The 15652-nt window shown below is 62.8% G+C and carries 19 protein-coding genes; 16 read left to right on the top strand and 3 right to left on the bottom strand.

All coding sequences use genetic code 11. The features are described from left to right. The first annotated feature begins 12 nt into the window (after positions 1-12). From gloA to SynMINOS11_RS11835, 13 genes are all read left to right on the top strand, one after another. Positions 13-417 carry a lactoylglutathione lyase gene (gene gloA / locus SynMINOS11_RS11895; protein WP_186548734.1) on the top strand — a complete coding sequence of 135 codons (405 nt, stop codon included), beginning with the start codon at positions 13-15 and terminating at the stop codon, positions 415-417. Then, on the top strand, positions 404-3058 hold the full coding sequence (locus SynMINOS11_RS11890; RefSeq protein ID WP_186548732.1) for an ATP-dependent Clp protease ATP-binding subunit: 2655 nt from the start codon (positions 404-406) through the stop codon (positions 3056-3058). The genes gloA and SynMINOS11_RS11890 overlap by 14 nt, the downstream gene beginning before the upstream one ends. A gap of 38 nt (positions 3059-3096) precedes the next feature. Then, on the top strand, positions 3097-3396 hold the full coding sequence (gene secE / locus SynMINOS11_RS13040; RefSeq protein WP_255445412.1) for a preprotein translocase subunit SecE: 300 nt from the start codon (positions 3097-3099) through the stop codon (positions 3394-3396). Between the two features lie 5 nt (positions 3397-3401). Further along, positions 3402-4058 (top strand): transcription termination/antitermination protein NusG, encoded by a 657-nt coding sequence (gene nusG, locus SynMINOS11_RS11880; RefSeq protein ID WP_043738429.1) that lies wholly within the window; start codon positions 3402-3404, stop codon positions 4056-4058. Between the two features lie 87 nt (positions 4059-4145). Beyond that, the gene (gene rplK / locus SynMINOS11_RS11875) at positions 4146-4571 is read left to right on the top strand and encodes a 50S ribosomal protein L11 (protein ID WP_011936770.1); all 426 of its coding nucleotides are present in this window, start codon (positions 4146-4148) and stop codon (positions 4569-4571) included. A 72-nt stretch (positions 4572-4643) separates the two neighbouring features. Beyond that, complete coding sequence (gene rplA / locus SynMINOS11_RS11870) at positions 4644-5351, top strand: 50S ribosomal protein L1 (RefSeq protein WP_011936769.1); 708 nt, start codon at positions 4644-4646, stop codon at positions 5349-5351. 243 nt (positions 5352-5594) lie between these two features. Then, a complete protein-coding gene (gene rplJ / locus SynMINOS11_RS11865) occupies positions 5595-6119 on the top strand; it encodes a 50S ribosomal protein L10 (RefSeq protein ID WP_011936768.1) in 525 nt (174 codons plus the stop codon). Positions 6120-6158: 39 nt separating this feature from the next. Next, positions 6159-6551, top strand: a complete 393-nt coding sequence (gene rplL / locus SynMINOS11_RS11860) for a 50S ribosomal protein L7/L12 (protein ID WP_186548730.1) — start codon at positions 6159-6161, stop codon at positions 6549-6551. 243 nt (positions 6552-6794) lie between these two features. Further along, complete coding sequence (locus SynMINOS11_RS11855) at positions 6795-7538, top strand: ribonuclease H family protein (protein ID WP_186548728.1); 744 nt, start codon at positions 6795-6797, stop codon at positions 7536-7538. Beyond that, the gene (locus tag SynMINOS11_RS11850) at positions 7535-8689 is read left to right on the top strand and encodes a quinone-dependent dihydroorotate dehydrogenase (RefSeq protein ID WP_186548725.1); all 1155 of its coding nucleotides are present in this window, start codon (positions 7535-7537) and stop codon (positions 8687-8689) included. The genes SynMINOS11_RS11855 and SynMINOS11_RS11850 overlap by 4 nt, the downstream gene beginning before the upstream one ends. Positions 8690-8739: 50 nt before the next feature. Then, the gene (locus tag SynMINOS11_RS11845; protein ID WP_186548723.1) at positions 8740-9654 is read left to right on the top strand and encodes a hypothetical protein; all 915 of its coding nucleotides are present in this window, start codon (positions 8740-8742) and stop codon (positions 9652-9654) included. After that, a complete protein-coding gene (locus SynMINOS11_RS11840; protein ID WP_186548722.1) occupies positions 9651-10325 on the top strand; it encodes a PilN domain-containing protein in 675 nt (224 codons plus the stop codon). Before SynMINOS11_RS11845 ends, SynMINOS11_RS11840 begins: the two co-directional genes overlap by 4 nt. Then, positions 10322-11026 carry a hypothetical protein gene (locus tag SynMINOS11_RS11835; protein WP_186548720.1) on the top strand — a complete coding sequence of 235 codons (705 nt, stop codon included), beginning with the start codon at positions 10322-10324 and terminating at the stop codon, positions 11024-11026. The genes SynMINOS11_RS11840 and SynMINOS11_RS11835 overlap by 4 nt, the downstream gene beginning before the upstream one ends. Here the strand turns inward: SynMINOS11_RS11835 and SynMINOS11_RS11830 are convergent. After that, on the bottom strand, positions 10974-11750 hold the full coding sequence (locus tag SynMINOS11_RS11830; protein ID WP_255445411.1) for a pentapeptide repeat-containing protein: 777 nt from the start codon (positions 11748-11750) through the stop codon (positions 10974-10976). The genes SynMINOS11_RS11835 and SynMINOS11_RS11830 overlap by 53 nt on opposite strands. A 56-nt stretch (positions 11751-11806) precedes the next feature. On the opposite strand from SynMINOS11_RS11830, the gene cobD reads away from it, so the two are divergent. Both cobD and thyX read left to right on the top strand, forming a co-directional pair. Continuing rightward, positions 11807-12898, top strand: coding sequence for a threonine-phosphate decarboxylase CobD (cobD, locus tag SynMINOS11_RS11825; protein ID WP_186548716.1), 1092 nt, complete (start codon positions 11807-11809; stop codon positions 12896-12898). A gap of 25 nt (positions 12899-12923) precedes the next feature. Continuing rightward, entirely contained in the window at positions 12924-13646 is a 723-nt protein-coding gene (gene thyX, locus SynMINOS11_RS11820) for an FAD-dependent thymidylate synthase (protein ID WP_186548714.1), read from the top strand. Positions 13647-13649: 3 nt separating this feature from the next. Here the strand turns inward: thyX and dcd are convergent, their stop codons facing one another. Continuing rightward, positions 13650-14243, bottom strand: coding sequence for a dCTP deaminase (gene dcd / locus SynMINOS11_RS11815; protein WP_186548712.1), 594 nt, complete (start codon positions 14241-14243; stop codon positions 13650-13652). After that, positions 14237-14779 carry a cob(I)yrinic acid a,c-diamide adenosyltransferase gene (locus SynMINOS11_RS11810; RefSeq protein ID WP_186548711.1) on the bottom strand — a complete coding sequence of 181 codons (543 nt, stop codon included), beginning with the start codon at positions 14777-14779 and terminating at the stop codon, positions 14237-14239. Before SynMINOS11_RS11810 ends, dcd begins: the two co-directional genes overlap by 7 nt. A 179-nt stretch (positions 14780-14958) precedes the next feature. Between SynMINOS11_RS11810 and ntcA the strand changes: the two genes are divergently transcribed. Then, positions 14959-15633 carry a global nitrogen regulator NtcA gene (gene ntcA, locus SynMINOS11_RS11805; protein ID WP_011936756.1) on the top strand — a complete coding sequence of 225 codons (675 nt, stop codon included), beginning with the start codon at positions 14959-14961 and terminating at the stop codon, positions 15631-15633. Positions 15634-15652: the final 19 nt, after the last annotated feature.

Raw genomic sequence — 15652 nt, 5'->3', positions numbered from 1 at the left:
CATCAACGCCCCATGCGTTTGCTGCACACCATGCTTCGGGTGGGCGATCTGGAGCGCTCCCTCGCCTTCTATACCGATGTGCTCAAGATGAGCCTGCTGCGTCGCAAGGACTACCCCAGCGGGCGCTTCACCCTCGCCTTTGTGGGCTATGGCCCAGAGTCCGATCAAACGGTGCTGGAGCTCACCCATAACTGGGACACCAGCCGCTACGAGCTGGGGGAGGGCTATGGCCACATCGCCCTGGGCGTGGATGACATCTATGGCACCTGCGAGCAAATTCGCCAGCAGGGCGGCAAGGTGGTGCGTGAACCCGGTCCGATGAAGCACGGCTCCACCGTCATCGCCTTTGTGGAGGATCCGGATGGCTACAAGGTGGAACTGATCCAGTTGAGCTCTCGAGCCGATGCGGCTGCCTGATTCCCGTTTCAGCCTCACCACCGAGCCAGAACGCTTCAACGATCTCGCTTGGGATCTGCTGCTCGGCGCCCAGGAGGAAGCCCGCCGCTGGCGTCACGGTGAGATGGATGTTGAGCACTTGGTGCTGGCCTTGCTCGATGAGCAACGGCTGCGGCCGCTGCTGAACACCCTGCGTCTGCAAGGTGGGGAGCTGCGCGACGACCTCGAAGACTTTTGTGCCCGCCAGCCCACCCGCAGCAGCAACACGCTCTATGTGGGCGATGACCTCGAGCAGCTGCTGGATGCGGCTGAGCAGGAACGCCAGCAGCAGGGAGCCGCCAGCATTGATGAACGTCATCTGCTGCTGGCCCTCGCCAGTGATGAGCGCCTTGGTGGCGCCCTGTTGCAGCGGCAGGGGCTGAGCCGCTCCCAGCTCGATGAGCAATTGCAGCCTGTGGGCGTGGCGATGGCCGAACCCATGGCTGCTTCGGTGCCGGCGGCTGCATCACGCCCTGTTGCCATCGATCAGCCCAGCGCTCAGCCCACCCAGCCCAGTGCCGACGCTGGCGCTTTGGCCCAATACGGCCGCGACCTCACCGCCTTGGCCAGGGAAGGCAGCCTGGATCCTGTGATTGGCCGCAGCGCCGACATTCGGCGGTTGATTCAGGTGCTCTCGCGCCGCAACAAAAACAACCCGGTGTTGATTGGTGAGGCCGGCGTTGGCAAAACCGCCATCGCTGAGCTGCTGGCCCAGCGGATGGTGGCCGGTGAAGTGCCCGATTCCCTCAAAGGACGCCGTTTGATCTCGTTGGATCTCGGCGCCTTGATCGCTGGCGCCAAATACCGCGGTCAGTTCGAAGAGCGCTTGCGCAGCGTTCTTGAGGAGATCGCCGCCTGCGATGAAGGCAGTGAAGGGGTGGTGCTGTTCATCGATGAAATCCACACCCTGGTGAACGGTGATCGTGCGGGCGCCGATGCCGGCAGCGTGCTCAAACCAGCCTTGGCCAGAGGTGAGTTGCGCTGCATTGGGGCCACCACCATCGAGGAATACCGCCGCACGCTGGAGAAAGATCCTGTGCTGAACCGGCGCTTCCAGCAGCTGCTGATTAAGGAACCAGCCCTGGATGTGTCGCTGGAGATCCTGCGTGGTGTGCGCGAGCGCTACGAGCTGCACCACGGCGTCAGCATTGGCGATGACGCTCTCGAGGCGGCCGTGCGTCTGGCGGATCGCTACATCAGTGATCGCTGCCTGCCCGATAAGGCGATCGATCTCATCGATGAAGCGGCCGCTGATTTGAAGATGGAGGCCACCTCCAAGCCGGCGGTGGTGGAAGCCGCTGAGGCCGAATTGCGCCGCATCGAACGCTCGCTGTTGGCCGCTGAGCAGGCGCCCATGGAGGAGCGCGTGCAGCACCAGCAGCGCCGCAGCGACGCTCTCGACAAGCTTGAACAACTGCAAGACCGCTGGCAGCACGAGCGTCAGCAGCTTCAGGAGTTGCGTCAGCTGCAACAGCGTGAGGAGGAGCTGCGCCACGGCATTGCTGAGGCCGAGCGGCTCACGGAGTGGGAAGACATGGCGCGCCTGCAGGTGGAACTGGAGCAGGACGTGCAGCGTCGCCGTCAGGAGCTGGAGATGGAGCTGCAGCAGCCCGGCCGCCTGTTGCGGGATTTGGTGGCGGCCCAAGACATCGCCGATGTGGTGGCCCGCACCACCGGCATTCCTGTGCAGCGCTTGATGGCCGGTGAGCGCCAGAAGCTGCTGGAGCTGGAAAACCGCCTCGGCGAGAAGGTGCTCGGCCAAGCCGATGCTGTCGCTGCCGTGGCAGCGGCGATCCGGCGCGCCCGCGCTGGCATGAAAGATGCCCGGCGGCCCGTGGGCTCGTTTCTGTTCTTGGGCCCCACCGGTGTGGGTAAAACCGAGCTGGCCCGCACCTTGGCGGCCAACCTCTTCGATGAAGACGAGGCGCTGGTGCGGCTCGACATGAGCGAGTTCATGGAGCGCAATGCCGTAGCGCGCCTGATCGGCGCGCCGCCGGGCTACGTGGGTTACGAGGAAGGAGGCCAGCTCACCGAAGCGGTGCGCAGCCGGCCCTATGCGGTGGTGCTGCTCGATGAAGTCGAGAAGGCACACCCAGAGGTGTTCAACCTGCTGCTGCAGGTGCTCGATGACGGCCGCCTCAGCGACTCCCAGGGCCGCAGCGTTGATTTCCGCCACACCGTGGTGGTGATGACCAGCAATCTCGCTAGCCGCGCCATCCTCAGCCACGCCCGTGATGGCGATACCGCTGCTTTGGAGGCTGAGATCGATCGCAGCTTGGCGGCCCAATTCCGGCCGGAATTCCTCAACCGCATCGATGAAGTGATTCGCTTCCGTCCGCTGCAGCCGGAGGACCTGGTGCCAATCGTGCGTTTGCAGCTCGCGGAGCTGGCCGCCCTGCTGGCTGAGCAAGAGCTGCCTTTGCAGGTGGATGAGGACGTGGTCCAGTGGCTGGCCACCGAGAGCTACGACCCGGAATACGGGGCCCGGCCCCTGCGGCGACTGCTGCGCCGGCGCTTGGAAAACCCCCTGGCCACTGAGCTGCTGGAAGAGCGCTACCAAGGCGCCGCGGGGGTCCACGTGAGCTTGGAGGAAGGCGGTCTGCGCTTTAGCCCAGTTCTGTAGGCTGTTTGTTTGCGGTTCATCCCCCGCGACGGAGGAGTGTGGTTTTCAGCCAGCCGAACAAATCTGGTGATCCCACGGCCCCTGAGGGGGCGGTGATTGAGGCTGAAGCCAAGCCGGAGAACGGCAACGCTGCAGCGTCTCAGCCCCCTGGCGCCCCTCGGGAGCCGCGTGGGCCTATCGAGTCCACCTTGGCTGAGCTGCGTCGTGTGGTTTGGCCAAGCCGCCAGCAACTGATCAGTGAGTCCGTCGCTGTTCTGTTGATGGTCACCCTCTCGGCTGCTGCGATCGCGTCATTGGATCGCTTCTTCCGCTGGATGTCCCAGCTCGTTTTCCGTTGATCGCCTTGTCAGAGCTCACCGAACCCCTTAACGATCAAGACGTCCTTGAGACGGCTGATTCAGCTGCAGCCGGCGAAGAGCAGGCCGAAAGCAAACCGCAAGTTGCTCGCTGGTATGCCGTCCAGGTGGCGTCGAGTTGCGAGAAGAAGGTCAAAGCCACCCTCGAGCAGCGGGCGGTAACCCTTGGGGTCTCCAATCGGATCTTGGAGATTGAGATCCCCCAAACCCCAGCGGTCAAGATCAAAAAAGACGGCTCCCGTCAAAGCACCGAAGAAAAGGTGTTCCCCGGCTATGTGCTGATTCGCATGGTCATGGATGAAGACACCGAGCAAGCGGTGCGTAGCACCCCCAACGTGATCAACTTCGTTGGCCATGAAGAGCGCCGCACCACCGGCCGTGTGCGCGGCCGCATCAAGCCTCGCCCCCTGAGCCGCTCGGAGGTGAATCGCATCTTCAAGCGGGCTCAAGAGAAAAAGCCTGTCGTCAAGGTCGATCTGGCCGAAGGCGATCGGATCAGCGTCACCGCTGGTCCCTTCAAGGACTTCTCCGGCGAGGTCATCGAGATCTCAGGCGATCGCAGCAAGCTCAAAGCCTTGCTGTCGATCTTTGGCCGGGAAACCCCGGTGGAGCTCGAGTTCTCCCAGATCAGCAAAGACAGCTGATCTCAGGGCCGTCCCGCTGCGGGGGTCGGCCTTTCGTTCAGCGCCCTTCTTCGGGTGCACCGCAGCACTGTCCCGTCCGTCAAATCGATGGCTAAAAAAGTCACCGCCGTCATCAAGCTGGCCCTGCAGGCTGGCAAGGCCAACCCGGCGCCTCCCGTGGGTCCTGCCCTCGGTCAGCACGGGGTCAACATCATGGCCTTCTGCAAGGAGTACAACGCCCGTACCCAGGACAAAGCCGGTTTTGTGATCCCGGTGGAGATCTCGGTCTTTGAAGACCGCAGCTTCACCTTCATCACCAAGACCCCTCCCGCTTCCGTGCTGATCGTCAAGGCAGCCGGTATCGAGAAGGGTTCCGGCGAATCCGCCAAGGGCAGCGTTGGTTCCATCACCCGGGCTCAGCTCGAGGAGATCGCCAACACCAAACTTCCTGACCTCAACTGCAGCAGCGTTGAATCCGCCATGCGGATCATCGAAGGCACAGCCCGCAACATGGGCGTCGCCGTTAAGGACTGAGCTTCGCTCCGCCCTTTGCACACCCTTATCGGGGGAGACGGTTGATCACCGTCGCCTGCACCCCATCTCGCTATGAAATCCATTTCCAAACGCTTCAAGGCCGCCCAGGCCACCGTTGAACCCCGCGCCTACGCCCCGCTGGAGGCGGTGTCGCTGGTGAAGGCCAATGCCACGGCCAAGTTCGACGAAACCATCGAAGCCCACGTGCGTCTGGGCATCGACCCCAAATACACCGACCAACAGCTGCGCACCACCGTGGCACTGCCCAAGGGCACTGGCCGCAGCATCCGCATTGCCGTGATCACCCGCGGCGAGAAGGTGGCTGAAGCCAAAGCCGCTGGCGCTGAGCTGGTGGGCGACGAGGAGCTTGTCGACTCCATCGCTGGTGGCCAGATGGACTTCGATCTGCTGATCGCTACCCCCGACATGATGCCCAAGGTGGCCAAGCTCGGCCGGGTCCTGGGTCCCCGCGGCTTGATGCCCAACCCCAAGACCGGCACTGTCACCACCGATGTGACCAACGCGATCAACGAATTCAAAGCCGGCAAGTTGGAGTTCCGCGCCGACCGCAGCGGCATCGTGCACGTGCAGTTCGGCAAGGCCAGCTTCAGCGCTGACGACTTGCTGGAGAACCTCAAGTCGGTGCAAGAGACGGTGGATCGCAACAAGCCCAGCGGTGCCAAGGGCCGTTACTGGAAGAGCCTCTACATCACCTCCACCATGGGCCCTTCGGTGGAAGTGGACTTCTCTGCCCTGCAGGACCTCAGCAACGCTGAGTGACGGCCTGATACGGTGAATTGATCCGGTATTTCACCGGAATCGGGTTTTGCACCCAGCGTTCGGCCTGAGAGCTTTGTCTCAACGGCCACTCGCAACCGAAGACAGCAGGTGGAGGCGGTTTCCGCAGCCATAAGTCCTGCCGAGGTTTGCGCATCGGTTTCACCCCTTGTGGTGCGGATCGGTTGTTGCGACCTCCACCGGTCCGCACAACCCGGCTTGTTCCCCTGATCCGATCCTCAACCTATGGGCCGCACGCTGGAGAACAAGCAACAGATCGTCGAGGAGCTCAAGCAGTTGCTCGGCGAGGCCGAAATGGCCCTGGTGCTCGATTACAAAGGCCTCTCCATTAAGGAGATGAGCGACCTACGCGGTCGCTTGGCTGCGAACGGCATTTGCAAGGTGACCAAAAACACCTTGATGCGTCGCGCCATCGATGGCAACGACACCTGGTCCGACCTCGACCCCCTGCTCACCGGCACCAATGCCTTCGTCCTCGTCAAAGGGGATGTGGGTGGTGCGGTGAAGGCCGTGCAGTCCTTCCAGAAGGACAGCAAGAAGTCGGAGCTGAAGGGAGGCCTGTTTGAAGGTCGCCTGCTCAGCCAGAACGACATCAAGGCCATCGGAGACCTGCCCTCCAAGGAGGGACTCATGGCTCAGATCGCCGGGTCCATCAATGCTGTGGCCACCAAGCTGGCCGTCGGCGTCAACGAGGTTCCCTCTGGTCTCGCCCGTGCGCTTCAGCAGCACGCTGATAGCGAAAACAGCTGAGTTCCACCGATCTCCCGTTCTGTTGCTCTCTTCTCAACCATGTCCGCAAAAACCGACGAAATTCTCGAGTCGTTGAAGACTCTCTCGCTGCTGGAAGCCTCTGAGCTTGTTAAGCAGATCGAGGAAGCCTTTGGTGTGTCCGCCGCCGCCTCTGCTGGCGCTGTGGTGATGGCCGCCCCTGGCGCCGCTGATGGTGGTGGTGAAGCCGCTGAGGAAAAGACCGAATTTGACGTCATCCTCGAAAGCTTCGATGCCGCCGCCAAGATCAAGGTGCTGAAGGCTGTTCGCGAAGCCACTGGTCTCGGCCTGGCCGATGCCAAGGGCCTCGTCGAAAAGGCTCCGACCCCTGTCAAGGAAGGCGTGGCCAAGGCCGCTGCCGAAGATATGAAGAAGGCCATCGAAGAAGCCGGCGGCAAGGTCACCCTCAAGTGATCGCCCCGGTCCTTTCGGACCACCTTCATGCCCTCCGCTCCGGCGGAGGGTTTTTTTTGCCAAGAAAAAAGCCCCGCCGAAGCGGGGCAGGAATCGGACGAGCTCAGGAGTCTGTCCTTGTTTCGACCCTGAGAAGCGTCCGCACTCCTCACACGAAATAAAACTATTTCCTCAGAGGAAAATGTGCCACCCCCTGGAGAGACGGTTCTCTGAGTGGTCTGCCCCGGTGATTAGGTTCCAGTGATGCCTTCCAAAGCTTCCCCTTCAGTTGAAGATGCCCCCGTGGTGGTGGCCGCTGCCTGTGATGGCGCCTGCCGCGGCAACCCCGGGCCGGGAGGTTGGGGCGCGCTGCTGCGCTTCAGTGATGGACGCGTTGAGGAGCTGGGTGGCTCTGAGGCGCAGACCACCAACAACCGCATGGAGCTCAGCGCTTGTTTGGCGTTGCTAGAGCGCCTGCAGCAGTTGCCGCGGGCCCAAGGCCTGGCCATCCGCACCGACAGCAAATATTTGATCGATGGCTTCACCCGTTGGATCAACGGCTGGAAGCGCAAGGGCTGGCGCACGGCTTCTGGCAGTGCGGTGCTCAACCGTGATCTCTGGGAGGCGCTCGATGCCGCCCGCCTTCCTGATGTGGCCTTGTCCCATGTCAAAGGCCATAGCGGTGATCCTGATAACGAGCGCTGCGATGCCATTGCCGTGGCCCACTCCCACGGCCAACAGCCAGCTGCAAACACAGCCACGCCTGTCGAGCCTGTCGATCCGGCGCCAGCTTCGCTGCGGGATGTGCTGACGCGGCTGGAGGTGGCTGATCGCCTGGCCAGCGGCGGCTACGGCCTCACCTCGGTGGAACTGGCGCAGTTGGTGGAGCAACCCTTGCGTCAGCTGGAAAGCCGTGATGGCCCCTGGCAGTGGCGCGATTTTCAGGTGCAACCGCTGGGCGATGGCCGTTGGCAGTTGCAGCGCTCCAAGCCAGAGGCAACGCCATGAGCTCCGATCCTTGGCAGCGCTGGCTGGGGCCTTTGCTCTCCGCTGATGACGGCGCCGATGCCGAGTGGATGAGCCAGTTCACGCTGAGCGCCCTCGGGCAGGCCAGCCGCTGGCGCGCTCTGCCGCCGGTGCGCGCGACTCTTGATGCCACAGCCAAAGCCTTGCAGCGTCACGACCCTCGCTTGGCCCAGACGGTGTTTGGTTGCCGCTTCGCCAATCCGGTGGGTTTGGCGGCTGGTTTCGATAAAAACGCCGTGGCGGCCGGCATCTGGCAGGCCTTTGGTTTTGGCTTTGCCGAACTCGGCACCATCACGGCCCAGGCGCAGCCGGGGAACCCCAAGCCGCGCCTCTTTCGCTTGGCCAAGGAGCAAGCGGCCCTCAACCGCATGGGCTTCAACAACAAAGGGGCGGCAGCGGTGCAGCGGATCCTGCAGGCCCAGGGCTTGCCGCCGGTCGGCGAGCGCCCTTTGGTGCTGGGTTTGAATTTGGGCAAATCCAAGGTCACACCGCTCGAGCACGCAGCGGATGACTACGCCAGCTCCCTGGAGGCCCTGGCTCCGCTGGCGGACTATGTGGTGATCAATGTGTCCTCACCCAACACTCCGGGATTGCGGGAGCTGCAGGATGAAACCCTGCTGCGCCAGCTGGTGGAGCGCTTGCGCGGTCAGAGCGGTTGCCCGCCGCTGTTGGTGAAAATTGCCCCGGATCTGGCCGATGAAGCGATCGATGCTCTGGCCCGGCTTGCCTATGCCGAGGGTCTGGCCGGCGTGATTGCCACCAACACCAGCCTGGATCGTTTGGGGCTGGAGCAGCGGCGCTTGCTGCAAACCGGCCGCACCTTGGCCGAAGAGGCGGGTGGCCTCAGTGGGGTGCCGTTGCGTGCTCGGGCCCTAGAGGTGCTCAGGCGCTTGCGCGTTAGCGCCGGCCCGCAGTTGCCTCTGATTGGTGTGGGAGGGATCGATAGCCCCCAGGCGGCCTGGGATCGCATTGCCGCAGGGGCCTCGTTGGTGCAGCTCTACACGGGCTGGATTTACCGCGGCCCGGAGTTGGTGCCCTGCATCCTCGATGGCCTGCTGCAACAGCTGGAGCACCACGGTTTGCCCACCATCGCTGCAGCGGTTGGTTGCGGTTTGCCCTGGCAGGAGGGCTAAGGGCGCTCTAGTTTCTGCCAAGTTGCCAGTGATGTGGCGTGTTCTCGGGAGTGACCGAGCAGCTGGCCCCCCTGCGTGAGCAACTGCTCAGGCCGCTGCGCATGGGCCGTGTTGCCCTCGCCATGGAGGCTGATGCGCTCACGCTGCTGGCGTATCAGACCATCGGTGGTCAGTTGCAGCTGCAGAGCTGGCAGCAAGCGCCACTGCCCAGTGGCGTTGTTGAGGCTGGCGTGCCTCTGCTCACCGAGGCCTTGGGTGATCTGATTGGTGATGTCCTGCTTCAAGGTGGTCTGCAGGCTCCGGGTGCTCGCGCCTTGTTGCCCCCAGAAGCTGTGGTGTTGCGCTCGCTGAAGCTGCCGGCCGGCCGGCAACCTGATGCTGAGATCATGCCGTGGCTGATGGGGCAAGAGGCTGCATTGGCCTTGCCCTTCCCGCTGGCTGAGGCGGCAGTCAGTTGGCAGCAGCGAGGCGATCACTGGCTGTTGGCCTGCCTACCCAATGAGCAGCTCGATCGCTGGATCGACACCTTCGCAATTGCTGGCCTTGATCTGCATGGCCTTGAGCCATCGGTGCTCGCTGTTGAGCGTCTATTGCCTGCGCCCCTACAGCAGCAGGATCAACAGCAATGGACCGGCAGCCTCGATGTGCGCGGGGAGTCTTGGCAGCTGCTGCTCTGGCGTGGAGCGGTGCCGCTGCGTCAGCTCAGCTTGGCGTCAGCCTCAGGGCTGGATGAACTCCAAGCTGTAATCGCTGAATTGGATGGTCAGCCGCCAACCCTGTGGGTGTTGGCTGACCCTGAGCTGACCCCACCGCTGGAGAGCTGGAGTCAGCAGGTGGGTTGCCGTATGGAGCGGATCGATGCCCTCAGCCAGGCCGCAGTGAGTGACGCCGAGGCCTGGGTGAGCCCTGCGCCTGCAGCGGTTGATCGTTTGATCGGCTTGGCCCTGGGGGGACAGCCCCGATGACCCTTGATCTGCTCGAGCAGCGGCGCGCCCAGTTGGGGGTCCCGGCTGATCGCATGATTGCCGTGCGGCCACTGCTGATTCGTGGTGGCGTGGTCGGATTGGCCTGCGTCGGTGTGGTCGCCCTGGCTGGCGTGTGGCTGAGCTGGCGCCAGTCCCAGCTGCAGCAGCAGGTCAGCCAGTTGCAGCCAACGGCCTCGGCCAGTGAAGCGTTGGGTCAACAAGCCGAGGGGGTGGGGCGCCAAGCGCAGCGTCTGAAAGCCGCTAACACGCAGTTAGCCGAAGCCTTGGTCTCGGTTCCCTCCAGTTCGGCTTGGCTCACGGCCTTGGCCCAAGAGGTGCCAGCCGGGCTGCAGCTCACCAGTGCGGTTAGTGAAGATCGCCTGCTCAAGCTGGAGGGCGAAGCCACCGATCCCAATGGCTTTGTTCGGATCAATGGGTTGCAGTTGGGGCTGCAGCAGTCGCCGCTGTTTGTGCCATCCAGCATTCAGGTGCAAGAGGCCAAGCGCAGGGATGCCGGCCAAGCTGAGCCATCAAGCAGCATTCGCTTTCGCCTGGAAGCGCAGTTCGGCAGCAGGATCCCGTTGCTCGATGGGGCGCAGTTGCAGGCCCTGCAGGCCCAAGGCATGGCCTACCGGTTAGCGGTGATTGAACAGTTGGGGGTGCTGCCATGACGAACTTTCAGGCCCAACCGCCGAGCCGCTTCGGCATCACGCCAGAGCGCCTGGTGTTGGTGTTGCCGGCCCTGGCGGGAGGCTTAGTGGCCGCAGGACTGGCGTTGGCATGGCTGTTGCCCGCTTGGCAGCGCAACGGAGCTCTTGACCAGCAACGCCAGTTGCTCAAGAGCCAAGGAGAGGCATTGGCAGCCAACCGTGCCCGGCTAGGCCGCTCGCGCCAGGGCCTGCAACAGGCTGAGGCTGATCAGCGCAAGCTGCTGCAGATCGTGGCGGGCACCGATCAGCTCGACACCCTGCTGGCCCAATTGGCGGTGGAAGCGGCTGCTGCTGGCGTCACGCTTGAGAGCTATGAGCCTCAGGTGCCGCCGCCAGCGCCCAGCTCCAAGCGCAGCAACACCAAAGGCAACGAGGCGCCCCCAAGTGATCCTTTGCTCGTTGATGGCGCGCTGGTCAAACGCGAGCAGCTGGTGATGGCCTCCGGGGCATTCCCACAACTGCTGGTCTTTTTGCGCCGCATCGAGAGTCTTTCGCCCTTAGCGGTGCTCAGGGATCTGAATCTCTCGCACCCGGCCCCGGCTGGAGATGGTGAGGATTCGGCCGAGCCCACTGTCCTCAAGTTCAACTTGAGCGTTTACAGCCGCGCCCCTAAAGAAGACCTGGCCCCATCAACTTCAGGGCGTAAGGAGCCAGCTGCTTAAACAGTCCTGCCGCACCGCCCAAGATCGCGCTGCCCCAGCCATTGCCATTGGGCTTTTTGGGGTTGTCGCGCAGCTGCTGGGCCGCCTTGTCCAGCTGATCGGCTAGATCGTCGTTGCCTCCTTGGCGGTAGAGACGGCCGGCCTGCTGCAGATCCGCAGCGGCCTCCAGCTCACGGCCCTGTTCGCCGCGGGAGATGCCGCGGGCGAGCCAGCTGATGGCGGCTTGGGGTCGCCGGCCGATGGCGGCACTAAAGCGCTGTTCTGCTTCTGGATGACGACCTTTCAGCGCCTCTTCCACGCCACTGTTGTGGAGATCGGCATAGCTATTGGCCCCTGTTGGAACCCCTTGCGCTCCTTGCCAGTGGCTCGTGCTGAGGGCGCCAGGATCCAACTTGGCGCCAGTCAGATCGCTTTGGCGTAGGTCACTGCCGCTGAGTTGGGCACCGCGCAGATCAGCCCGGCTGAGGTCGGCTCCCAGCAACACCGCCTGGCGCAAATCGGCATTCCGCAGATCGGCTCCGCGCAGCGTCGCCCGGCTCAAGTTGGCTCCCTGCAGTTGGGCCTGTTGCAACTGTGCGCCGCTGAGCTCGGCGTGCACCAAATCGGCATTGTTGAGCTCGCAGCCTTGGCAGCTCTTGTCTTCCAGGAGCTGCTGAAGATCCTGCAGCTCGGCTGCGGCGATGGGTGTTGCCAGCAGCAACAGGGTGGCCAGGGGCCGCAGCATGGGGGTTGTGTTGCTGCTCCGTTTTATCGGTCCTAGAGCTGGGTCACCATGGGGCGATGGCACAAGTTCCGCCACGCCATGGCGGCAACCTGCAGCAAGCAGCGTTGCGCCTGGGCTGCGCCCCAGAGCAGGTGTTGGATTTCAGCGCCTCGTTGGTGCCCTTTGCGCCACCGGCAGCCGTTCGGCGCAGCCTGCGCCAGGCCCTGGCTCTGCAGGTGTATCCCGATCGCAGCTACAGCGCCTTGCGCCAGGCCATCGCCCTGAGGCATCAGGTGCCTGCTGATGCAGTGCTCCCCGGCAATGGGGCCGCTGAGTTGTTCACCTGGGCTGCCAGAGATGCTGCCGCCTTGGGGCTGAATCATTTGCCGGCTCCTGGATTTGCCGATTACGAGCGCGCCTTGCGTTGTTGGGGAGGCCGCTGGCAGCACGAGCATCTGCAGCTCCCCCATCAACAAGTAGGCCCACAAGAGCTACCCGAGGCGTTTCGATCGCAGTTGGCCCACTTGCAGGGGCCCCTGTGGCTCACCAATCCCCATAACCCAACCGGTCAGCTCTGGAGCCAGGAGTCGTTGCTGGCGTTGTTGGAGCGCGTGCCGCTGTTGGTCGTTGATGAGGCTTTTTTGCCTCTGGTGCCTGGTGGTGAGCAGCACTCCTTAGTGCAGCTGGCTAGCCAGCACCCTCGCCTGGTGGTGATTCGCAGCCTCACCAAGCTGTTTGGAATCGCTGGGCTGCGCCTGGGCTACGCCATTGCTGAGCCCCAGCGTCTGCAGCGCTGGAGCCAGTGGCGCGATCCTTGGCCCGTCAATGGCTTGGCCGCCGCCGCCGGTGAACGGTTGATGGCCGATGCCGCTTGGACCAAAAAGGTGCAGGCCTGGGTCGCGACAGAACGGCCCTGGTTGGTTGATCAATTGGTGCGGCGTGGTTGGCAGGTGAGCCCCAGCAGTTGCAATTTCCTGTTGGTGCAGCGCGGCCACGCGTTGGAGAACTGGCGCCAAAGGCTTGAGCAGCAGCACCGCATCTTGGTGCGCGATTGCCGCAGCTTTATTGGCCTCGATGAGCGTTGGTGGCGTCTGGCCCTGCTGGACCGGCGCCGGAACCGGCGATTGCTGCGCGCTCTTGATCAGGTGCAAGCGACCGATCGCGCTTAAGGTCCCTGCCAGAACGTGCCATGGCATGGACCGCTTCCGGGTTGATTTAATCGCTGCCACTCCGAATCCTCAGCGCTGCATTTACGCGGCGATGCACCAGGACTATTCCGAGGGCTATGTGGTGGCCGATCAAGCCCAGTGGCCTGATGAGGCAAGGGCTGGTGAGGTTTGCGTCAAGCGCCTGCTCTCTGGCGAGCGCGGCCATTACGGACCGCTGGAGCATGCGCAGATCGTTTTGAACGTGGGTTGGTTCCCCCATTCGGTGATGCAACAGGCCCGCACCCACCGGGTCGGCGTCAGCTTTGATGTGCAATCGATGCGCTACACCGGCGATCGGATCTGCCGTGCCGCCAAAGGTGAGCTGGATCTTGAAGAGGTGTTCTACCTGCGCCCCGTTGGCAGCTACAGCGATCGCCAGGGCAAGAAGTACCAATACACCAAGGAGGAACGGGGTAAAGACCTCGAGCACTGCCGCCGCTCAGCGGAGCGGTATGCCGAAATGCTGGAAGCGGGCTTTGCCGAAGAGCATGCCCGCGGCATCTTGCCGTTCGATTATCGCCAGCATTTTGTGGTGAGCTTCACGCTCAGGGCGTTCCTGCATTTCATGGATCTACGCGCCAAGCTCGACGCCCAAGAAGAGATTCGCCAGATGTGCGATCTGATGTGGCCCCACATGGTGCAGTGGGCCCCTGAGATCGCCGCTTGGTATGAGAAAAGTCGTCTTCACAAGGCGCGCTTGGCGCCCTGAGAATCAGATCCGAGCCAAGGTGACGCGTTCGGGTTGGTGCTGGTATTTGCCGGAGCGGTCTTTGTAGGTGGTGTCGCAGGGATCACCTTCAAAGAACAGCAGCTGGCAGATGCCCTCGTTGGCATAGATGCGGCAGTCAGCACCTGAGCTGTTGCTGAACTCCAAGGTGAGATGCCCTTCCCAGCCGGCTTCAGCTGGGGTGGTGTTCACAATGATGCCGAGGCGGGCATAGGTGCTCTTGCCCAGGCAAATCACGGTGATGTTCTCGGGCACCTTCATCTTTTCCAAGGCAACACCGAGCCCATAGGAATGGGCCGGGAGGATGAAGTAGCTGCCGTCCTCGTCACTCTGCATGGGAGCGGGCTCAAGGTTGGCGGGGTTAAACCGCTTGGGGTTCATCACCGTGCCAGGCACATGGCGGAAGATCAGAAATTCCTGGGGCGATAGGCGCAGGTCGTAGCCATAGGACGAGCAACCAAAGCTGAGCACTGCGCTGCTGCGGTTCTCAGGATCGAGATGGCGCACCAAGGTGGGCTGGAAGGGTTCCAGGAGCCCATGCTCAGCTTGTTCGTTGATCCAGCGATCGTTCTTCAGCATCGGTCGCGGCGCAGTTCGGTGACTTGATCGGCCATTGCCATTACAGGCTCCGGCACGGCAGGTCCGGTCAGGATCACATCCATTCGCCCCGGACGGGTCTGCAGGGTGCTGATCACAGCATTGGCATCCAGTAAGCCGTAGTCCAACGCGAGCCCGAGCTCATCAAGAACCACAAGATCGGGCGCTTCTTCCAGGATTTGACGCTGGGTTTCTTGCCACAGCTCCTGCACGGCTTGCTTGTCGTCTGCGCTGTGGTCGGCCTGCAGGCAGCTCGTCACAGCAGGGCGCAGCCAAGTGAGGCGCCCACACATCTGCACCGGTTGATGGGGGCCTTGATCAACGCCGCCGCGCAGGAATTGGCAGATCAGCACGCGGCTGCCGAGGCCCGCGGAGCGCAGGGCTTCGCTGAACACGCTGGCAAAACTGCCGCGAAAGCTGGCGGTGTGGACCTGCAGCAGGCCTTCGGGCTCGCGAACCACCAGCCGCAAGGGTGCTGTGGACGGCCTGTGGTGGCGTTCAGCAACGCGGCTGAGCATGGGCCGTCTAAAGCGGGGTGCTCCTGAATGTAGCGGCGAAAAATCACGAATCAAGTGTCTGGCACCACCAGTAGTGTGAATGTCTGTACTACAGCTGATCGCGACCAGGCCGGACGGTGTTCATTGCTACAAGCACTGTCAAGCCGGCTCTTTACCTTCCTTGAACCGGTACGCGCTTCATGGTCAGCGTTTCGCCAGCGCCCAACCCCCAGCCCACCTTGCAAGAGGTGATGCGCTCGCTTGCTGGCAGTGCTGCTGAGTCGGTTGAACGCGGCAAGACAATCTTTTTCCCAGGCGATCCCGCCGAGCGCATGTATCTGCTGCGCCGCGGGGCTGTGCGCCTGTCCCGCGTCTACGAATCTGGTGAAGAGATCACCGTGGCGCTGTTGCGGGAGAACAGCATTTTTGGCGTTCTGTCGCTTTTAACCGGCCAAAAGTCTGATCGCTTTTATCACTCGGTTGCCTTCACGCGCGTTGAGATGCTCAGCGCTCCGGCCAGCTCCGTGCGCCGGGCCATTGAGCAGGACGCGCGGGTTGGTCTGCTGCTCTTGCAGGGTCTGTCCTCGCGAATCCTGCAGACCGAAACCATGATCGAAACGCTCACCCACCGCGACATGTCATCGCGCTTGGTGAGTTTTTTGCTGGTGCTTTGCCGCGACTTTGGCGTGCCTTCCAGTCAGGGCATCACCATTGATTTGAAGCTCTCGCATCAGGCGATCGCTGAAGCGATTGGCTCCACGCGGGTCACGATCACCCGTTTGCTGGGTGATTTGCGCTCCGCTGGTTTGCTGGAAATTGAGCGCAAGCGCATCACCGTGTTTGACCCCATTGCGTTGGCCAAACGGTTCAGCTGACCGTTGCTTGAAACGCTCG

The sequence above is a fragment of the Synechococcus sp. Minos11 genome (assembly GCF_014279855.1).
Lineage (GTDB): Bacteria > Cyanobacteriota > Cyanobacteriia > PCC-6307 > Cyanobiaceae > RCC307.
This window is presented reverse-complemented; position numbering and strand designations above follow the sequence as displayed.